Annotated in this window: 12 protein-coding genes, 1 tRNA gene and 1 pseudogene; 6 read left to right on the plus strand and 8 right to left on the minus strand. The window is 43.0% G+C overall.

The features are described from left to right. Positions 1-27 precede the first annotated feature (27 nt). The 5 genes from AC5JM2_RS17145 to AC5JM2_RS17165 all read right to left on the minus strand — a co-directional run bounded on the left by AC5JM2_RS17145 (position 28) and on the right by AC5JM2_RS17165 (position 7,022). Entirely contained in the window at positions 28-1,632 is a 1,605-nt protein-coding gene (locus AC5JM2_RS17145) for a DHA2 family efflux MFS transporter permease subunit (RefSeq protein ID WP_495836063.1), read from the minus strand. A 291-nt stretch (positions 1,633-1,923) separates the two neighbouring features. Next, positions 1,924-3,201 carry an MFS transporter gene (locus tag AC5JM2_RS17150; protein WP_495836064.1) on the minus strand — a complete coding sequence of 426 codons (1,278 nt, stop codon included), beginning with the start codon at positions 3,199-3,201 and terminating at the stop codon, positions 1,924-1,926. 148 nt (positions 3,202-3,349) lie between these two features. Continuing rightward, positions 3,350-4,873 (minus strand): HlyD family secretion protein, encoded by a 1,524-nt coding sequence (locus AC5JM2_RS17155; RefSeq protein WP_495836065.1) that lies wholly within the window; start codon positions 4,871-4,873, stop codon positions 3,350-3,352. A 153-nt stretch (positions 4,874-5,026) separates the two neighbouring features. Further along, positions 5,027-5,494, minus strand: coding sequence for a MarR family transcriptional regulator (locus AC5JM2_RS17160; protein ID WP_210618095.1), 468 nt, complete (start codon positions 5,492-5,494; stop codon positions 5,027-5,029). Between the two features lie 400 nt (positions 5,495-5,894). Further along, complete coding sequence (locus AC5JM2_RS17165; RefSeq protein WP_495836066.1) at positions 5,895-7,022, minus strand: transposase; 1,128 nt, start codon at positions 7,020-7,022, stop codon at positions 5,895-5,897. 59 nt (positions 7,023-7,081) lie between these two features. Between AC5JM2_RS17165 and AC5JM2_RS17170 the strand changes: the two genes are divergently transcribed. Continuing rightward, positions 7,082-7,327, plus strand: coding sequence for a hypothetical protein (locus tag AC5JM2_RS17170; RefSeq protein ID WP_495836067.1), 246 nt, complete (start codon positions 7,082-7,084; stop codon positions 7,325-7,327). A gap of 31 nt (positions 7,328-7,358) precedes the next feature. Here the strand turns inward: AC5JM2_RS17170 and AC5JM2_RS17175 are convergent, their stop codons facing one another. Continuing rightward, positions 7,359-7,622 carry a hypothetical protein gene (locus tag AC5JM2_RS17175; RefSeq protein ID WP_495836068.1) on the minus strand — a complete coding sequence of 88 codons (264 nt, stop codon included), beginning with the start codon at positions 7,620-7,622 and terminating at the stop codon, positions 7,359-7,361. Positions 7,623-7,920: 298 nt separating this feature from the next. On the opposite strand from AC5JM2_RS17175, the gene AC5JM2_RS17180 reads away from it, so the two are divergent. Beyond that, positions 7,921-7,993: transfer RNA gene (locus AC5JM2_RS17180), tRNA-Arg, on the plus strand. 129 nt (positions 7,994-8,122) lie between these two features. Here the strand turns inward: AC5JM2_RS17180 and AC5JM2_RS17185 are convergent. Beyond that, positions 8,123-10,939 carry a M16 family metallopeptidase gene (locus AC5JM2_RS17185; RefSeq protein ID WP_495836069.1) on the minus strand — a complete coding sequence of 939 codons (2,817 nt, stop codon included), beginning with the start codon at positions 10,937-10,939 and terminating at the stop codon, positions 8,123-8,125. A 343-nt stretch (positions 10,940-11,282) separates the two neighbouring features. Here AC5JM2_RS17185 and tilS point away from each other — a divergent pair, with 343 nt between their 5' ends. Continuing rightward, a complete protein-coding gene (gene tilS / locus AC5JM2_RS17190; protein WP_495836070.1) occupies positions 11,283-12,326 on the plus strand; it encodes a tRNA lysidine(34) synthetase TilS in 1,044 nt (347 codons plus the stop codon). Between the two features lie 24 nt (positions 12,327-12,350). Here tilS and hmpF read toward each other — a convergent pair. Continuing rightward, positions 12,351-13,091, minus strand: a pseudogene (hmpF, locus tag AC5JM2_RS17195) (pilus motility taxis protein HmpF); the annotation flags it as partial. 816 nt (positions 13,092-13,907) lie between these two features. Between hmpF and AC5JM2_RS17200 the strand changes: the two are divergent. From AC5JM2_RS17200 to AC5JM2_RS17210, 3 genes are all read left to right on the plus strand, one after another. Next, the gene (locus AC5JM2_RS17200; RefSeq protein WP_495836071.1) at positions 13,908-14,273 is read left to right on the plus strand and encodes a response regulator transcription factor; all 366 of its coding nucleotides are present in this window, start codon (positions 13,908-13,910) and stop codon (positions 14,271-14,273) included. Between the two features lie 13 nt (positions 14,274-14,286). Further along, a complete protein-coding gene (locus tag AC5JM2_RS17205; RefSeq protein ID WP_495836072.1) occupies positions 14,287-14,817 on the plus strand; it encodes a chemotaxis protein CheW in 531 nt (176 codons plus the stop codon). 262 nt (positions 14,818-15,079) lie between these two features. Then, positions 15,080-17,545, plus strand: coding sequence for a methyl-accepting chemotaxis protein (locus AC5JM2_RS17210; RefSeq protein WP_495836073.1), 2,466 nt, complete (start codon positions 15,080-15,082; stop codon positions 17,543-17,545). The last annotated feature ends 8 nt before the right edge of the window (positions 17,546-17,553 follow it).

Here is a 17,553-nt window from a genome sequence, read left to right on the forward strand (position 1 = left end):
ACATATGGGCAGGTAAGTGCAACAAGTTTAATGAGCAGCAGCACCACCCGTTACTTTGACTTTTTTTAGGAATAAAATAGCAATACCGCTAAGTAACAAAGCAATTCCAATAAAGTAGAAACAATCATTAAAAGCGTTAACAAAAGCTTCACGACGCACTATATTGTCAATAGCTTTTATGGCTTGGTCTTGTGCTGTACTCAAATCAGAACCACGACTGACAAAATATTGAGTCATTTGGTTGATTCTCTCTTGAGTTGCTGGATTATATAAAGATACTGATTCCCCTAATCTATTGGAGTGAAATTGTTCTCTATTAGTTAATAGAGTACCTAATGCTGCAATTCCCATAGAACCACCCATATTACGCATCATATTAAATAAACCGCTTGCTGAACCTGCGTCTTTCGGACTCAAACCTGCAGTAGCAATAGATGTCAGTGGTACCATGATGAGTGGTTGTCCCATTGCGCGAACAAGTTGCGACCAAATTAATTGGTCATATCCTGTTTGATAAGTCATCTTGGAATTCATGAATGCACTGACAGAAAATAAAGTCACACCCACAGCAACCATTAACCGCACATCAATGCGTTGCATCACTTTTGGAAGAAAGGGAATAATAAACAATTGGGGAATTCCCGCCCAAATCAGCACTTGACCAATTTGCAGTGCATTGTATCCTTGAATTTGAGCGAGATACAATGGCAAGATATAAATTGAACCATACAATCCCACTCCCAAGGAAACATTAACAATACTTGCTAAACCAAAGTTACGAGATCGCACAAGTCGCAAATTAATAAATGGCTGTTTGCTAGTTAATTCAATCCAGAAAAATATTGTTATAAAAATCACCGCTAAGATACTCAAGCGCACTATCAATTCTGAACCAAACCAATCTTTGCGGCTACCTTCTTCTAAAACAACTTGCAGGGAAGCTAACCCAATTGCCATTGAAATAATTCCCCACCAGTCGCCTTGTTTTAGCAATTGCAATTGGGGTCTTTCTTGCTTAATTCCATACCAAACCCCGGCAAGCATCAACAACCCTGGAACTACATTTATGTAAAAACTGTAGTGCCAACTGAAGTTTTCTGTTAACCAACCTCCTAATGTTGGACCAATTGATGGTGCAAAAACCGCTGTAATCGCAAAAGCAGCTAACCCAACTGCTTGCTTGGATGGTGGTAAAGTAGTTAGTACAACCGTCATGGAAGTGGGAATTAAAACTCCTCCGGTGAAGCCTTGTAAGGCGCGGAAGACAATCATGGAATTGAGATCCCATGACGAAGCACAGCATACAGAAAAAAAGATAAACAAAACGGTGTTAACTAACAAATATCGTTTGAGAGAAAATACCCGCGATAACCATCCGGTTAAAGGAATAACTACAATTTCTGCCACAAGATAAGCAGTAGAAATCCAAGAACCTTCTTCTAAAGTCGCCGCCAAACTCGCCTGAATATCTTGTAGTGAAGAATTAGTTATCTGAATATCCAGCACCGCCATGAATGCGCCTAGCATACTTGCCATAACGCCAATCCAGGTTCTCAACGGTATGGGTTGATTCGAGGAAGATTGGCTAGAACCTTGATTCCCTTGGTTGCCAACTGCATTTGTTTCAGCCACAGCAGTACTCCAGGTATAGAAATAGAGATATGTTGAAATTAAAAGATATATTTATTTTTAACTTTAAAACTAAAAGTGCGTAGACGAGTATTTTGACCCCAATAAATATTTCAATATGTCAAGTTGAGGCTTAACGCTTAAGCCCCAAAATGTCGAGTGTACGGGCTTCGCCGCTTGCCGAACGTCTGAATGGTATAAGGGTGTAGGGAATTATGCGTTAAGCGTTTCTTATCTCCATGAGTGATTCTCAAAAATCAGATCGGATTGCTATAGCATACTTTTTATCCCCTTCTAGTGTTGTGTAGTCGTCAAAATACCCTTTTCTACATAAATTGAGTGAACAAGTTGTCTTATACGGGGTAATTGTCTTGAGAAAAAGATATAACCCAATATACAAGCAATACCGTCAAGAATTAATGTATTCGTAGCACCAATGCGATCTGCTAATGCACCTCCTAACAAATTCCCAAAAGGTGTAATTCCCAAAAAGGACATGTTGAAAAAACTCATGACTCGTCCGCGTTTATCATCTTCAAGAATTGTTTGTAATACTGTATTACTTCCAGCAACTTGAATGATTATTCCTACACCAACTAACAGCAGTGCTAACAAAGAAAATGGTAGAAAGCGTGACAAGGAAAAAGCAATCAAACCAATTCCTAAAACACCTGGTGCTAAAGCAATCAATTTACCAAGTCCTACTACCGTTTGGCGTGTCGCTAAATAAATTCCACCTGCTAGTGCTCCAACTCCTGATGCTGCCATGAAAAAACCTAGAGTTTGTGCACCACCTTTATAGATTTCTTCTGCAAAAATCGGTACGATAATCGTATACTGCATTCCCATAAGGCTGACTAAAGCCGAGAGCAGCAAGATAGCACGAATTGGTGGAAAGCCAAAGGCATAGTCAAACCCCTCTTTGACTCTCTGGAAGACATTTGTGTCAATAACTACGATTTTCCACGGCTTCACCTCCATTGCTAATAACCCACAAATCACAGCAATGTAGCTTAACCCATCAATTAAAAAACAATATGCAGTACCAATGTGAGCAATCAGCAAACCTCCAATTGCTGGACCAATTAATCGCGCACCATTGAACATTGTCGAATTAATAGCAATGGCATTTGCTAAATCGTCTCTGTGTTCTACTAACTCTGGTACAAATGCTTGTCTTGCTGGTGCATCAAAAGCATTGATCAATCCTTGAAACAAACTTAAGGCAATAATATGCCAAATCTGAATCGCGCCAGTCAACGCTAGAATTGCTAGCGTTAATGACTGAATCATTGACAGAATTTGTGTACCAATAATAGTGCGATGACGGGAAAAGCGATCTATAAAAACTCCACCAAAGGGAGCAATAAAAAAACTAGGTATTTGACTAGAAAATCCCACAACTCCCAGCATGAATGGCGATTTAGTTAAGTCATAAACTAGCCAAATTGTGGCAATTTGGGTCATCCATGTCCCAATGAGAGAGATTCCTTGTCCAGCAAAAAACAGACGGTAATTTCTTGACCTTAATGCCGGTAAAAGCGGACTCTTTCTATTTGCTTGTGTCTTCATTCAAGCCTGATTTATACCACTATATATCTTTTTATAAATATCATCTGACCTGACACCTTATTACGCCTCTCTACAGGTGGAAAAGAATACCATTGCTTTTGGAAGAGGTTTTAGTAACAAATTTTTCCTTGTACCCTATCCCCTCGTCCTACTTGACTTTTACACTGATTTCTGCGGACATCCCTGGTGCAATTTGCGATTCGTAGCCTTTGATGCTCTGTTTATCGAAAACAATTTTCACAGGAACACGTTGTACAATTTTCGTAAAGTTACCTGTAGCATTATCTGGTGGTAAAAGGGCAAACTGTGCGCCGGAAGCTGGCGAAATACTATCAACGCGACCCTTAAAGGGATGATGGGATAAAGCATCAACTTTAATCTCCACTTCCTCTCCTGGCTTCATGTTTTCCAACTGAGTTTCTTTAAAGTTGGCAACAACCCAAGATTCGTCATTGACGATCGCCATCAAAGGTGTTCCTGCTTGTACCCGGTTACCAACTTCCACCGTTTTGCGCCCTACCCGTCCGGCTGCAGGAGCAGTAATGTTGGTGTAGGATAACTGCAACTGGGCGTCTTTCAAGGATGCATCTGCTTGAGCTATGGCTGCTTTGGCTGCTTCGTATTGATTACGGTTGACTGTTGTTTGTTCACCGCCTGCAGTTGCTTGTTGCAGTCCACCTTTGGATGCTGCTAGTTTTGCTTGAGCACTCACTACTCCTTCTTGTGCTTGCGCTAGTTGCGATTGTGCTTTTGCTACGCCAACTCTGGCGGCGGCTAATCGTGCTTGCGCTTGGTTCACTCCTTGAATCGCAGCATCCTTTTGGGCTACAGCCACATCATACGCTGACTTAGCAGTATCTAATTGCTGACGGGGAATTGCCCCTTGTTGAGACAAGGTGTTGTAACGGTTGTAATCAGCTTGCGCTTTTTGCAAATTGGCGTTTGCTTGGGCAACTTGGGCTTGTGCGGCGGGAATTCCTGCTTCTGCCTGTTTCACCTCAGCTTGTGCAGCGGGAATCCCAGCTTGTGCTTCCTGTACGGCGGCTTGCGCTGTGGAAATCGCTGCGACAGCACCGCTAACATCTCCCTGTGCTTGAACTGTTTTTGCACTCGTTGTTTTTGAGGCTAAGTTAATATTTGCTTGTGCTGCTTGCGCCTGACGACGAGCATTTTGTAGCGCTGCATCAGCTTGTTGCACTTTGCTTTGATAATCCCGTGGATCAAGTTTTACCAGCAATTGTCCTGGTTGTACCTCCTGGTTATCATTCACCAAGACTTGACTTATGGTTCCGGGAATGCGAGTACTGACTTGGTGTAAGTGTCCCGCAACTTGAGCGTTGTCTGTCTCTTGGTGAGTGGAAGCATACTGCCACCAGTGGTAACCAAAACCTCCACCAACTACAGCACCCACACCCAATGCTGTCAAAATCAAACCTATCGGTTTTTTCTTCTTTGGTGTTTCCGGCGGTTGGGGTTTGACTTGCTTGTTCTCAGTCTCAGCCTGAGTATGCACATCAGCTTCTGGAGTTGTTTGTGCTGGTAGAGTTCTATTTGTAAAATTTTCTGATGTTAAAGCTTCCAAAGTTTCTGTGTCTTTAACAAGCTCTTTCTCCAGAACTGCAGTTTTGTGTTTGTTACGTCCGTTGGAGTTGATGTTGTTTGTGCGTTCCATGATAGTTAAGCTCCAGTATCGTTTTTGCCCGTTGTAATATTTAGAGTGCTAAATGTTTAGGGAAGATTATTTAATAGATATTTATTTAGAATGCGTAATATTATTTTAGAGAAAACAACCAACAAAGCACCTCACCCAAATGGATGATTGATTCTAGGATAAATTCTCGATTGCCTGATTCATAAGTTGGGAAAACTGTTCTCGTTCAGCGTAAGAAATACCGTGCATAGCTTGCTCGCGAATTTCTACCGCAATAGCTGGCAAGACTGTTTCGAGTTCTCTGCCTGCATCTGTTAGCCAAATACGCCAAATTCGGCGATCGCGACAGTCACGTTCTCGGCGAATCAAACCTCTTTCTTCCATTCTGTCCAATACGCCAGTTAACGTACCTCCCACCTGTTGCAGCTTTTCTCCAATACTAGAAGTTGGTAAACCGTCTTCCTCCCATAAACAGCAAAGCACTACCCAGTGGAAGGGGGTTAGTCCAAACGGCTCCAACCGCTCAGTCAACTTGCGACTTAACAGTTGTGAGAGAATTTTAATCCGGTAGCCTAAACCGTATGGTGCACGGACTTGCTGCCATGACTCCAAATCTTGAGACTTGTTGGGTTTATAGACCATTTTTCACAAAAAACTTAGTGTGCGTAATATTAAGATAGCATTATTCAATTATATAGCAAGGACTTATAGTCAGCTATTTGATGGATTTAGTTAGCTATCTTTTAGAAAACTGGCACATTAGATTTGGAAAACAATTAGATTTGGGGCTACTTGAAACCACAGATGCGCAAGGCAGGGAGTGTTTTGGGGAACCAGCGCCGTCGGGAGAGTTTCACAGGCTTAGACGCCCACCAGAAAACTTGTTGTAGGATAGCGACTGGCGTTGGGTTCCCCTGAATATGCAACCAAACCGTGCGGACAAACAACAGAGAAATTACTTATTGTGTGTGTATCTGTCTCTACTGTGCTGTACAACACCTTTGAATAAAGTGGGAGGCTTGTTTTGAAATCAAGCTAATGACTAAACACTAGACAAGGAGTAGACTTGACCATCTATTAACAGTCGAGTGATTCCTTTTGCTTGTAGATGATAACGAGCCTTGTGCAGCATTTTAGTATCAGGAATTTTAATCACGCGATCGCGCTTGGTTGAGAAGCGCTTTGCCACTCGATGGTTATCGAATACTGGTAGCGTTCTTTGTTGAGTTTCCAAGCTAGGAATTTGTCCCAAGTCGCCAAATTCCCGCAGTGGACGAGTGATTAATTCTGAGGAACGATCTATAACTAAATAGCAAGTTTTGGGCAAAGCCGCTGATGACAATGGTAAAACTCTTACTAATGCCTCACCCGATCTTGGTCTTGTGACGAAAGGTGCAGCTGGTTCAAAGTCTTCTTCATCATAGTCATCATCATCATCATCATCTTCCAAATCCTCCAAATCATCTGACTCATCTAGCAAATCTTCCCCAAACATTTCCGCTATGACATTAGCCTCTGGACGTGTATCTTCCAAAAGCGGACTAGGAATGCTGGTGATTTCTGAAGGTTTTATTTCTGGAGGTTTTATTTCTGGAGGTTTTATTTCTGGGGGTTTTTGTTCTAGAAGTTCCAATTGCTCAGCAACTGGTTGCTCATGTGGTTGCTCATATTGCTTACCTCGAATTGGTAAAATTGGTTTTGTCTCGGCTGAGGAGCGCCGCTTCACTCGTCTGCTAGCATGACTTGGCTCATCAACTTCCACAAGGTGTAAGTTTTGTGCCACCACAGGTTCTTCTTGCGGTAAGACCACTGCTGCTGGAGGATCTGACGACTTAGGCGTCTGGGGAACTTGGAGGGGCGCAATCTCAACGACAGTTTGCGAAACTTCAGGCTCTAATATTTTTTGCTCTTGTTTCTGGTCTTCCTGTGGCTGATTGTTAAAAGCAGGCAGATTGTCGTAGTTAACTTGTGCCCTTCCTTCAGGGGTTCTTGCAGCACGCTTTAAAGACACAAGGTATTCATACTCATCTTCTGGCAGAGTACTTTTGAGTAAGCGGCTAATCGTCGAGTTACTCACGTCATAGCGTTCTGCCAAAGTTGAGGTTGTTTCGGCAGTTTCGCGGTATAATTTGAGAATTTCGTGTTTATCTGGTTCTGTTAGTTTTCTCACGGTAGACACCACAAATTTCTAAACTGTATTTCTTCCACTGACACGTCGCGAACGGATGAATGATGCGTCGTATTCTTCCAACAGCGGCTATGCCAAATAAAACTCCACTTCACGCCCAAAATACCTCTAAATATCTCTCTATTTTGATAGTTACGAACCCAACTTGTGGCCCATTTAAAGCGGGTCATGCCCATCCCCAGGAAAAAATCAGTGATCACAAAAAACAGAACAGCAAGGAAAACCATAAGTTCTTCTTGCAAGACTATTTCTGTACAACTGACAAATATCTTTCCAAGGAAATATAAAAGCATAACCATACTGATGACTAACCAAACACTATAACCACTCTTGTATTTGTGGACTGCGCCAATTTCTTAAGCATAAGACACCAGCAGCTAGATAAGCTATTACCTCAAAAATATATGTTCCAATAACATCCCACTCAGCACGCTTTCGGAGCAAGAGTGAATATGACATTATACTACTAAACACCAGAAATAGTAGAAGTGCCAGCAGACCCCAACTTAGGATAGCCCAGACAATGCCTTGAGTGGAGAACATAGTTTTGAGATGGTGTAACTTGGTGTTAGCGCTACTCATAGAACTTTACTGTATAAATGCAGGCATTGCAGCTTTTTGGCTGAATAATAGTTCAAAAGACAGTTCTGATAAAACTAAACCAGTCAATTTCAAGCTAAAACTGGTACTCAGCTCACGCCCATGACGAACCAATATGCCATTTGCTTTGTTTTCGCTGTTTGTTCATTAACTCACTCTTGCGACGACTTGGATCTTAGCTTCGCCGAGGTGAAATCTGCAATAATTTTAGATTGCCTTTTGCTTAGGTTTACAGATATAATGTAAAAACTGACTGTCCAACGAGGCAGTTATTTTGATTGGGCGCGTAGCTCAGTGGATAGAGCCACGGATTTCTAATCCGTTGGTCGCAGGTTCGAACCCTGCCGCGCTCGTTTTAAATTTGACCAAGCCCGCTTCGGGGAGCGGGTGTGGGGGTGTAGGGAGAAGTAGCCCTCAATAGAATTAGAATAAAGTGTGAAGTTTAATTTTTTCATCCTTCACTCTTTATCCTTTAGACTTGACTAAGCTCCAGGTCCGGCTGTGACAATCACCAGCTTCTCTGGATGAATAAGTTCTTGTATTGTCTGTTGCACCTGAACCGGAGTCACTGCTTCAATTCGTTTGGGAAATTCTCGGATTTCGGCTTGAGAAAGACCATAGACGGCATTATCTAAAATCATGCTCGCTACGTTACTAGGATTAGCCAATTCTACAGGGTAGTTATTGGTGATTGAGCGTTTGGCTGTATTCAATTCGGCTTCGGTAATTCCTTGCTCTCGCAACTGCTTAAGTAAAGCGAGGGTACTAGTAATAGCCTTCTGAGCATCTCCTGGAGCTGTCTGCATCTGAATTAAGAATGGACCAGGATTAATACCTGTAGCAAAGCCACTGTAGATACCGTAGGTTAAACCTTGGCGATCGCGCACCTCAGTACCCAAGCGACTAGACAAGGTATCGCCGCCCAAAATTTGATTGAGTACCAAAGCAGAATAGTAACGAGAATCTTTGCGTGCGATACCATTGTAACCAATGTAGGTTACAGCTTCCGTCTTACCGGGAATCACTGAATTCAACTGTTTCATTGTTTGCGGTAAGGACACCGGAGGTAAGTTAAGAGTCGGTGGCTTATTCTGAACTTGCCATTTATCGAAAGCTTTATTGAATAGTGCTTTCACTTGGTTAGGGTCAAAGTCACCAACAAGGGCGATCGTTGTCGTATCTGGGCGATAGTGTTCCTGGTAAAAGCGAAGCACATCAGCACGAGTCACACTTTTTAAGCTTTCTTCTGTAGGAAAGCTATGAAACGGATGATTTTCCGGGTAAATTGCTTGCTGGAATACCCGTCGTCCCAATCCGCGAGGATCATCTAGTTGTACTTTCAGACTTATCAAAGCCCGCTGACGAGTAAGTTCTAGTTGGTTATCTGGGAAGGTAGCATTTTGCACTACATCTGCCAGAGTTTGAATTAATATCGGCATATTAGCAGACAGCCCATTTCCACTAATACCAACTCCTTCACGAGTAGCACCGAATCCTAAGCTGACTCCCTTATTCTCCAAGATTTTTGCTAGAGTTAGAGCGTTTTTTGTTTGAGTTCCATTCATTAAATTGGTTGCAACCAAACTTGCTAAACCTGCTTTCTGGTTAGTATCAAATTCGGCACCAGCATCAATTTGTCCATTGAGATTCACAGTGGGGACACTGTGATCAGGTAGCAGTAAAACGCGCAAGCCATTTTTGAGTGTGAATTGCTGTGGTAACGGTTGTTGAGTCGAAGCAGTGGCTGATGTTGCGGGAGGGAGGTATTTAGCAAGTTCTGCTGGATCGACAGGTTTACCAGGGCTGAAGTTTTCTACAGTGCGACTAGAAGCACCACTGGAACTCCCTGGCTTACCACCTGGTAGAGTCGGTTCAAAAAAGCCGATAGTTTGTTTAGCAGGATTGAGGTAAGTTTTCGCCACTCGCTGTATATCTGCTGCTGTGAGTTTGGCAATTGCTTTAAGATATCCCTCAACATAACGATAATCTCCAGCGACTGTTTGGTTATACCCTAGCTGTGTCGCCTGAGAGGTAATATCTTGGTTACCGAGTACAAAGGAAGCTTGAAGTTGCGTCTTTGCTCGGTTCAATTCTTCTGTGGTGACTTGTTTTTGTTGCAGTTGAGCCAACGATTGTTGCAACACCTGGGCAATTTTTGATAGGGGTTGACCTGCAGCAGCTGTGACATTAATTTCGTACCAACCTGGTTCGATCAGTTCTGAAGGACTTGCACCCACCGAGCTTGCCAAGCCTGATTCTACCAAGGTTTGATAAAGCTGTGAGCTACGTCCGCCCGTGAGAACCACATCCATCAGATCAATGGCTGGTACGTCTGGATGATTAACATTTGGTAGAGGATAAACGACTTGCAATAATGCAGCGCTTCCTGGTTCTTTTAAGACGATAGGTGCTTTTTTAGGAGCAGAGGTAGAAGAAGAGGAGGGAGAAGGTGTTTTTTTAGGAGTAGAGGTAGAAGAAGGTGTTTTTGAAGAATTTTCCTTAGTTTGGCTGTCTTGTTTCCCCCGATTTGGTAACTTTCCAAAAGTCTTTTGGACAGTTTTCAGCACCGGCTCTGTGGCAAAATCTCCCGTAATCACTAGAGTCGCATTGTCAGGGGTGTAGTAGGTTTTGTAGTAGTTGCGTACCTGCTCCACTGTGAATTGCTGTACATCAGCTTTTGTACCTCCTACGGGTAAACCATAAGCCCGTTTCGGGAAAGCTGCTCGCATCACAGCCCGATTTAGGCGATAGCCTGGAGAATTTTCGTATCCTTGTAATTCCGAAATGACAACGCGCTTCTCACTTGTCAGTTGTTCAGCACCAACTAAAGCGCCTTCCATGCGATCGGCTTCTAAGGTGACTAGGGCTTCTAATTTGTCGCGTTGCACTGTGCCAAAATAAGCTGTCTCGTCATGACTCGTAAAAGCATTGAACTGACTTCCCAAAGCACTAAACAGCCGACCAAATTGTACTGGACGATCTGTGGTTCCTTTGAACATCAAATGCTCTAGCTGGTGAGAGATACCATTCTCTCCTGCTTTCTCGTTGCGCGAACCAACTCGATACCAAACCTGCACACTCACCACAGGTGCGGTGTGGACTTCCTTAGTTAAGACTGTTAAACCATTTTTCAATACCGTTTTACGTACCCCCTGAGTGAGGGCAAAATTAGACACAGGTGTTACTGCACTTGGTGTTGCAGCATTGCTAAAATAGCCTCCTGAGAGCACTCCAGTTAAGAGGGAGCTTATAAAAAAGACTATCAAAATGAATGGACGCAGTTTGGGGAAAAAAGGCATAATAGGTCACAGAAAAAATAAACAGCGTGGTGTGAATAAATATATGCTATAAAAATGCTCCCTTGCTATCTACCATACAAGAGAGCACAAATTGTGGTGATAGGAGCAAACTTAATTTTTCCTTGAGATAACTCTAACAAGCCAATATGACGGATTAATGACAGTTGTTTGTCACTCCCATGACTGAGTCAGTGAGCAGTGAGCCAGCGCTGCAGGAGGGTCTCCCTCCGTAGGCGACTGGCGAACCCGAAGGGTTAACAGTAAGCAGTTATCATTTGAGTTCACTCCCTCACTCGTCTTTTCAACATAGTCGTTTCTAACCCTTGAATTTATAAATTGCTGAATGAGCGATAAGCGAAGCTTGCTGCCAAAGGCAGATCGCACTCCTTGGACTCCTCTGCATGCAAAATTACACCGTACGATCCGCTCTCGTCACCTGTTTGAGCGCAACCAACGACTATTAGTTGCAGTTTCAGGTGGACAAGATTCCCTGTGCCTCATAAAGTTAATGTTAGATTTACAAAAAAAATGGGGATGGTATCTAAGTATTGTCCACTGCGACCATTGCTGGCGTTCCGACTCCCAAGCAAATGCTAAGCATGTAGAAAACTTGGCAAAAAATTGGGGTGTTTCATTTTATTTACGAACAGCTGACGAACCTTTAAAAAGCGAAGCTGCTGCACGTAATTGGCGGTATCAAGTTTTGAGTGCGATCGCCCAGGAAAATCAATTTTCTTGCATTGTTACAGGTCACACAGCCAGCGATCGCGCTGAAACTCTACTTTACAACTTAATTCGCGGTACAGGTGCTGATGGCTTGCAAGCATTAACATGGCAACGACTGCTGGATAATGGGGTCGTGCTTGTACGCCCACTGTTAGAAATAACTCGTATGCAAACTGGGCAATTTTGCCAAGAGTTTCAGCTACCTGTTTGGGAAGATTCAACTAATCAAGATTTGAAGTTTGCCCGTAATCGCATTCGTCAAAATGTTTTACCATATTTGCAAGAAAATTTCAACCCTCAAGTTGAATCAGTTCTTGCCCAGACTGCTGAAATTTTGCAAGCAGAAGTAGAATATTTAGAACAAGCTGCCTATCAGTTGCTCCAACAGGCGATGGTGACATCAGCAGATGAGGAAGGAAATTTTTATACTTCATATCCAATCAGGCTAAACCGTCGCGTATTACAGAAAGCACCACTGGCGCTACAGCGTCGCGTCATGCGTCAGGTATTACAAGAAATAATTCAGATTGCTCCTAGTTTTGAGCAAATTGAAAAACTAATCGCTTTAATCAATGCACCAAACCGTTCGCAGACTGATCCATTTCCTGGTGGTGCGATCGCCCAAGTTGAAGGTGAGTGGATTTACCTGAAACAGTTTTAGCTTGCTTATTCAATCTCGGAGGTGTTGATCAACTGTACTTTTATACTGTTGCAACTGTTGGCAGTTTAAAACTTCCTGCTGCCTTTCGAGCACTTTCAGGGCATGATTGAGATATTCGCGTACTATTTGTGTAAAAGCAAGGCTAGTAGACACTTGAGCAAGTAACTCGTTTAGTGCTGGACTTTGCTGATTATCCAATACAGCAGAGTAGGAACACTTTGTTTTGTACTCTTCCAAGCGACGTTGCTCACCCCGCAAGTGCTCCCATGCTCCTTCAAGTTCTTTACGGTTGCGGGAAATCTCGGTTTGCAACATTTCAATTTCCTGGCGGGAAGCTTCTACTTCTTGTTGTTGCGTCTCCAAGCGCTGAAATTCATCCTCCATTTGTTGCAGTTGTTCCAAACGCTCTTCCATATCCATTTCACGCCGATTTAACTCTTGCGCTTGAAACGTCAGAGACTGCTTCCACTGGTTAATTTCTTCTTCTCTAAGCTTAAATTTTTCTACCTGACGGGAAAAATTCTGCAAAATATTCACTAAAGGACGCCCCGCCTCCTGAATCCGTTGTACTTTACGGTTGGGATTGATTTCAACCAATACGAGGACTCCATCACTTAATTTGCTAGCTTCCTCAGCAGGAACCACTTCTTCAGAAACTGTACTCCAACTTTGGTCAGTTCGTTGACAAGCCAATAGTTTTAGTTCAGTTTTGCCACCACCAAGTAAACCGCCTTTCTGCTTTTGTACTTCTGCTAAATACAGCACACTGTTATTCCTTTTGTGTACTTAAGACTCCTAAAATCAGTGAATACTTATCTATGTATACTATATTTTTAGTAGTATATAATACTTTATGTACGTCAAAACCACTAGGCAGGCAGTCGCCTGACGCCACATTCTACCCTGCGGGAAGCCCTCCGGGGATGACCTATGCCCTGCGGGCACGCTGCGATAGCCCTCCGGGGAGAACCTTCGGTTCCGCTAGCCCCTAAGGGGGCGCTGCGCAAACGCTAACGCCAGTCGCCTGCGGAGGGAGACCCTCCCGCAGCGCTGGACTCACCGTAAGGCGTGGCGGAACGCCATAGAGCGGGGGTTCGCAATCGACGGGAACCGCCGTTTGTGTAGCAGGTTGTCTCACCCTTGAGGTATGTTCTATGCCTGAAGGATACGCTATTTTGTATACCGAAAGGCAGATTTTGCTATTCTCTTGTTTTTGTCCCACGGCTGAAATATTTCAATTTGCTCGTCCATAAGTTATGTATCATAAATCACTTTTATCAAAAATAGCGGTTATCGTTTGAATCATATACACACATGTATAGACATTACATGTTAGGTCTATACTGTATGACACACAACAAATACCTGTTATAATTTGTCACCTATTTATATTGTGTACTGAGGGTTTGTGTTTTACAGCCGTATAATTGCTAACTTTTTTATGACTGATATAGCATTTTGATTTGGATAGAGTACTCTTGACAGGTTGGGATAGAATTATTTTATACAGTAAAGACAGTTAGGAAAATCCGCAAATGTTCTAACCAGAAACGTTTACATCAGGAGGTATATGGGCGTCGTATGAGTACAGTTCTGATAGTGGAAGACAGTGTTACACAGAGGGAGATGATTACAGATTTATTAAAAGCGAGTGGCTTAACAGTGACCCATGCGAGTGATGGAGTAGAAGCATTGGAGGCAATTCAAATTGCTTGTCCCGATTTAGTCGTTTTGGATATAGTCATGCCTCGGATGAATGGCTATGAAGTTTGTCGTCGCTTAAAGTCTAATCCTAAAACCCAAAATCTTCCGGTGGTGATATGTTCTTCCAAAGGTGAAGAAGTTGATCGCTACTGGGGTATCAAACAGGGAGCCGACGCCTATATAGCTAAACCCTTCCAACCAACTGAGTTGGTGGGAACAGTCAAACAGCTGTTGCGAGGATAAGGATGAACACAAAATGATCACTCAAGCGGACTTTTTAGGAGGAGGTGGACAAGAGCAGTCCCGTTCTGAATTAGAAGTAAAAAGTCCAGAAAAAGAGTTATGTCTAAGATTTTATATTCCCTTACGTCAGGAGTTTGCACTACTAGCCACTGATATTCGGGAAGTCATTGAACTAAGTCCTGACAGAATTACCCCAATTCCTAATACTTCTTCTTTGCTTTTGGGTGCTCTAAATCTACGAGGTCGAGTCATTTGGGTGGCTGATTTGGGTCAATTTCTAGGACAAAGAACCACCTTAAATACCAATCGTTCTCAGATTCCTGTGATTGCTATAGAACAGCAAGATACAATAGTCGGTTTAGCAGTTGAAGAAATCGGGGGTATGGACTGGCTTGATAAAAAGCAGCTGAGGCTATCTACGAGTGTACCAGATACAATGGCTCTGTTTTTACAAGGAGAATGGATATTAGGATCTAAAAAAAATCAGTGTCTGCGGCTGCTTGATCACAAGGCAATTTTACGAAGTGCGCGATGGGTTGGGTAAAAAATTAGTTAGTCCAACTCGCTTACGCCCTATGTCCTATGCCTACGGCACTTGGCTTGGGGGAGCAGACACGCACTCGCGTATACCTAGAGGGCAGGCTATGCGTAAGTCCCTTTGGGACACGAAGAATGCAACGCAAGGGTTTGGGCGTGCGCTTACAAAATAAAGAATCTTTTTTTGAATGAACACCTGAGTAAATTTTGAATTTAAGTGCAGCAAGTTGGGGCTGGCAGACTTTTCAGTCGTCTAATGAAGCGGCAGGATGAAATGGAGGCACAAAAGGGTAGTGAGTATAAAAGAGTATGAGCAGACTTATGTTCAGGCTTATAAAGCTTACATGCAAGGAAACTACAAACAAGCAGCCACTCTCATCGATCAACTGGTGCAACATTTACCATATGACCCTAATATATCTTTGCTGCGGGGTCACATATACTATGTTTTGCAGCAGTGTGATGTGGCAAAAATAGAATACCAAAAAGTTTTAAAGTTTACAGACGACCAAGAAATTATCCGCCTTGCCAATAATGGTCTTGACAATATAAAAGAATATCAACAAAAGCTAGACGCTCAAGATTTTGAGAAAAAAGACAATAATTTTCCTGATTCTTCTGAATCTCAAACAGTGAAGAAACAAGAATTAGAAAATTCGACAGATAATCAAAACTTTAAGACTAACAGTAGCAGCTTTCATTTGAATTCATTGGATGAACTTCAAAAAGCTGTAGACGATATGGAAGAGCTACCTATTAGCAGTCCATTTGATATATCAATAGACGATACTACCGTATCTGATACAACGTTCAATTCAAAAGAAAATTTTAGCGATGCCTTTTCTGGTGTTATTCAACAAGAAGCATGGCAACTATCTAATGTGAATCATCAAGAAGCGAAAGCTGAGAATACAAAAACTTTCAAAGCTGACAAAACAGAGTCTTTAGAGGACTTTGATCAATTTGACGATTCAGGAAATATTCCAGGATTTAACTTAACACAAAATTCTCCCTTTGAGGAACCACAGATATCTTCAACATCTGTGGAAAACGACACTTCACAACCCACTCAAGCAGAGACTACACTCACTCAGCAAAATTACGATTTGACTTGGGATAGCACCCCCAAAGGTGATGGGGCTTTTCTCCCACCCGGAAGGGACGATTGGGCTTCGCGTAGCATCCGAGGTGATCGCGATTTGGAGCTACTATTTATGAGTGCTGCTTCCCAACAAGAAGTCCCAGTTATTATCCGGGCTGATCTGTGGAATAAAAAACCTCAAGTCTCTGTCAAGCAAGGTTTTCTTGGTTCATTAGCAAATGCCCCTCTACAAACTAAGCAATGGATTGTCGCTGGTACAGTGGGTGTTGTCTCAGCTCTGGTTGTTGCTGGAGTTAGCTTTGTTTATACTAAGTTGTTACCACTTCAACAACGAGAGTTGGTGCAAAACACCGCTAGGGTAATGACTTTGGCATCTGGAATTGCTGGGTTTGCTACCGCAGGTATCATGGGCAGTCTCAGTCACAGGCACATTTCCCGCACAGCTAAAGATCTACAAGCTCAATTCGATGCTGTGCGCCAAGGAAATTTTCATGTCCAAGCCACCGTGTATTCAAAAGATGAATTTGGGCAACTGGCAGCTAGCTTTAACCAAATGACTCGTGTTATATTGACGACTACTAATGAAGCTACACGTAAAGCTCAAGAACAAGAGGAAGCTAGAGAAAACCTGCAACGCCAAGTGATTCACCTGTTAGACGATGTAGAAGGAGCTGCCAGAGGAGATTTGACAGTGCAAGCCGAAGTAACCGCCGATGTACTTGGAGCGATCGCTGATGCTTTTAACTTCACAATTCAAAACCTACGGGATCTGGTACAACAGGTGAAAGTCGCAGCACACGAAGTTACCAGAGGGGCAACCAATTCGGAAACCTTTGCTAGGGCGTTATCTCGGGATGCCCTAAGACAAGCACAAGAGTTGGCGGTGACGCTGAATTCTGTACAAGTTATGACTGACTCAATCCAACGTGTCGCACAAGCAGCACGCGAAGCACAAGCTGTTACCCGTGATGCTAGCGATATAGCTCTTCAAGGTGGACAAGCAGTAGAGAATACTTTGGCAGGGATTTTAGAAATTCGGGAAACTGTAGCGCAAACAACCCGGAAAGTGAAGCGACTGGCAGAGTCTTGCCAAGAAATTTCCAAGATTGTGGCGTTGATCTCGCAAATTGCTTCTCGGACAAATTTGTTAGCACTCAATGCTAGCATTGAAGCGGCACGTGCGGGAGTTGCTGGACGAGGTTTTGCAATTGTAGCGGATGAAGTGCGGCAGTTAGCAGATAAATCAGCGAAGTCGTTGAAAGAAATAGAACAAATAGTCATGCAGATTCAGAGCGAAACAGGCTCTGTAATGATTGCGATGGAGGAAGGTATACAACAGGTCATTAATGGTACCAAGTTAGCAGAGGAAGCTAAGCGATCGCTAGAAAACATTATTCAAGTCGCCAAGTGCATCGATGTTTTAGTGCGTGGGATTACCTCGGACACTGTTGAACAAACCGAAACCTTCCGTGCTGTGGCTGAAGTTATGCAATCTGTGGAATTAACAGCGCAAGACACTTCACGAGAAGCACAACAAGTCTCTGGTGCTTTACATAGTTTGGTCAGTGTATCTGGTGAGCTGATCACCTCCGTTGAACGTTTCCAAGTCGAAATCTCTGAAAATACAAGGTAACTAGTCAA

The organism is Brasilonema angustatum (assembly GCF_059505445.1).

Excerpts from the sequence above, each read along its gene's own strand:
- AC5JM2_RS17210 (WP_495836073.1), top strand. The coding sequence starts at position 15,080 with ATGAAATGGAGGCACAAAAGGGTAGTGAGTATAAAAGAGTATGAGCAG.
- AC5JM2_RS17170 (WP_495836067.1), top strand. The coding sequence starts at position 7,082 with ATGATGCGTCGTATTCTTCCAACAGCGGCTATGCCAAATAAAACTCCA.
- AC5JM2_RS17155 (WP_495836065.1), bottom strand. The coding sequence starts at position 4,873 with ATGGAACGCACAAACAACATCAACTCCAACGGACGTAACAAACACAAA.
- AC5JM2_RS17150 (WP_495836064.1), bottom strand. The coding sequence starts at position 3,201 with ATGAAGACACAAGCAAATAGAAAGAGTCCGCTTTTACCGGCATTAAGG.
- tilS (WP_495836070.1), top strand. The coding sequence starts at position 11,283 with ATGAGCGATAAGCGAAGCTTGCTGCCAAAGGCAGATCGCACTCCTTGG.
- AC5JM2_RS17160 (WP_210618095.1), bottom strand. The coding sequence starts at position 5,494 with ATGGTCTATAAACCCAACAAGTCTCAAGATTTGGAGTCATGGCAGCAA.
- AC5JM2_RS17200 (WP_495836071.1), top strand. The coding sequence starts at position 13,908 with ATGAGTACAGTTCTGATAGTGGAAGACAGTGTTACACAGAGGGAGATG.
- AC5JM2_RS17185 (WP_495836069.1), bottom strand. The coding sequence starts at position 10,939 with ATGCCTTTTTTCCCCAAACTGCGTCCATTCATTTTGATAGTCTTTTTT.
- AC5JM2_RS17205 (WP_495836072.1), top strand. The coding sequence starts at position 14,287 with ATGATCACTCAAGCGGACTTTTTAGGAGGAGGTGGACAAGAGCAGTCC.
- AC5JM2_RS17175 (WP_495836068.1), bottom strand. The coding sequence starts at position 7,622 with ATGAGTAGCGCTAACACCAAGTTACACCATCTCAAAACTATGTTCTCC.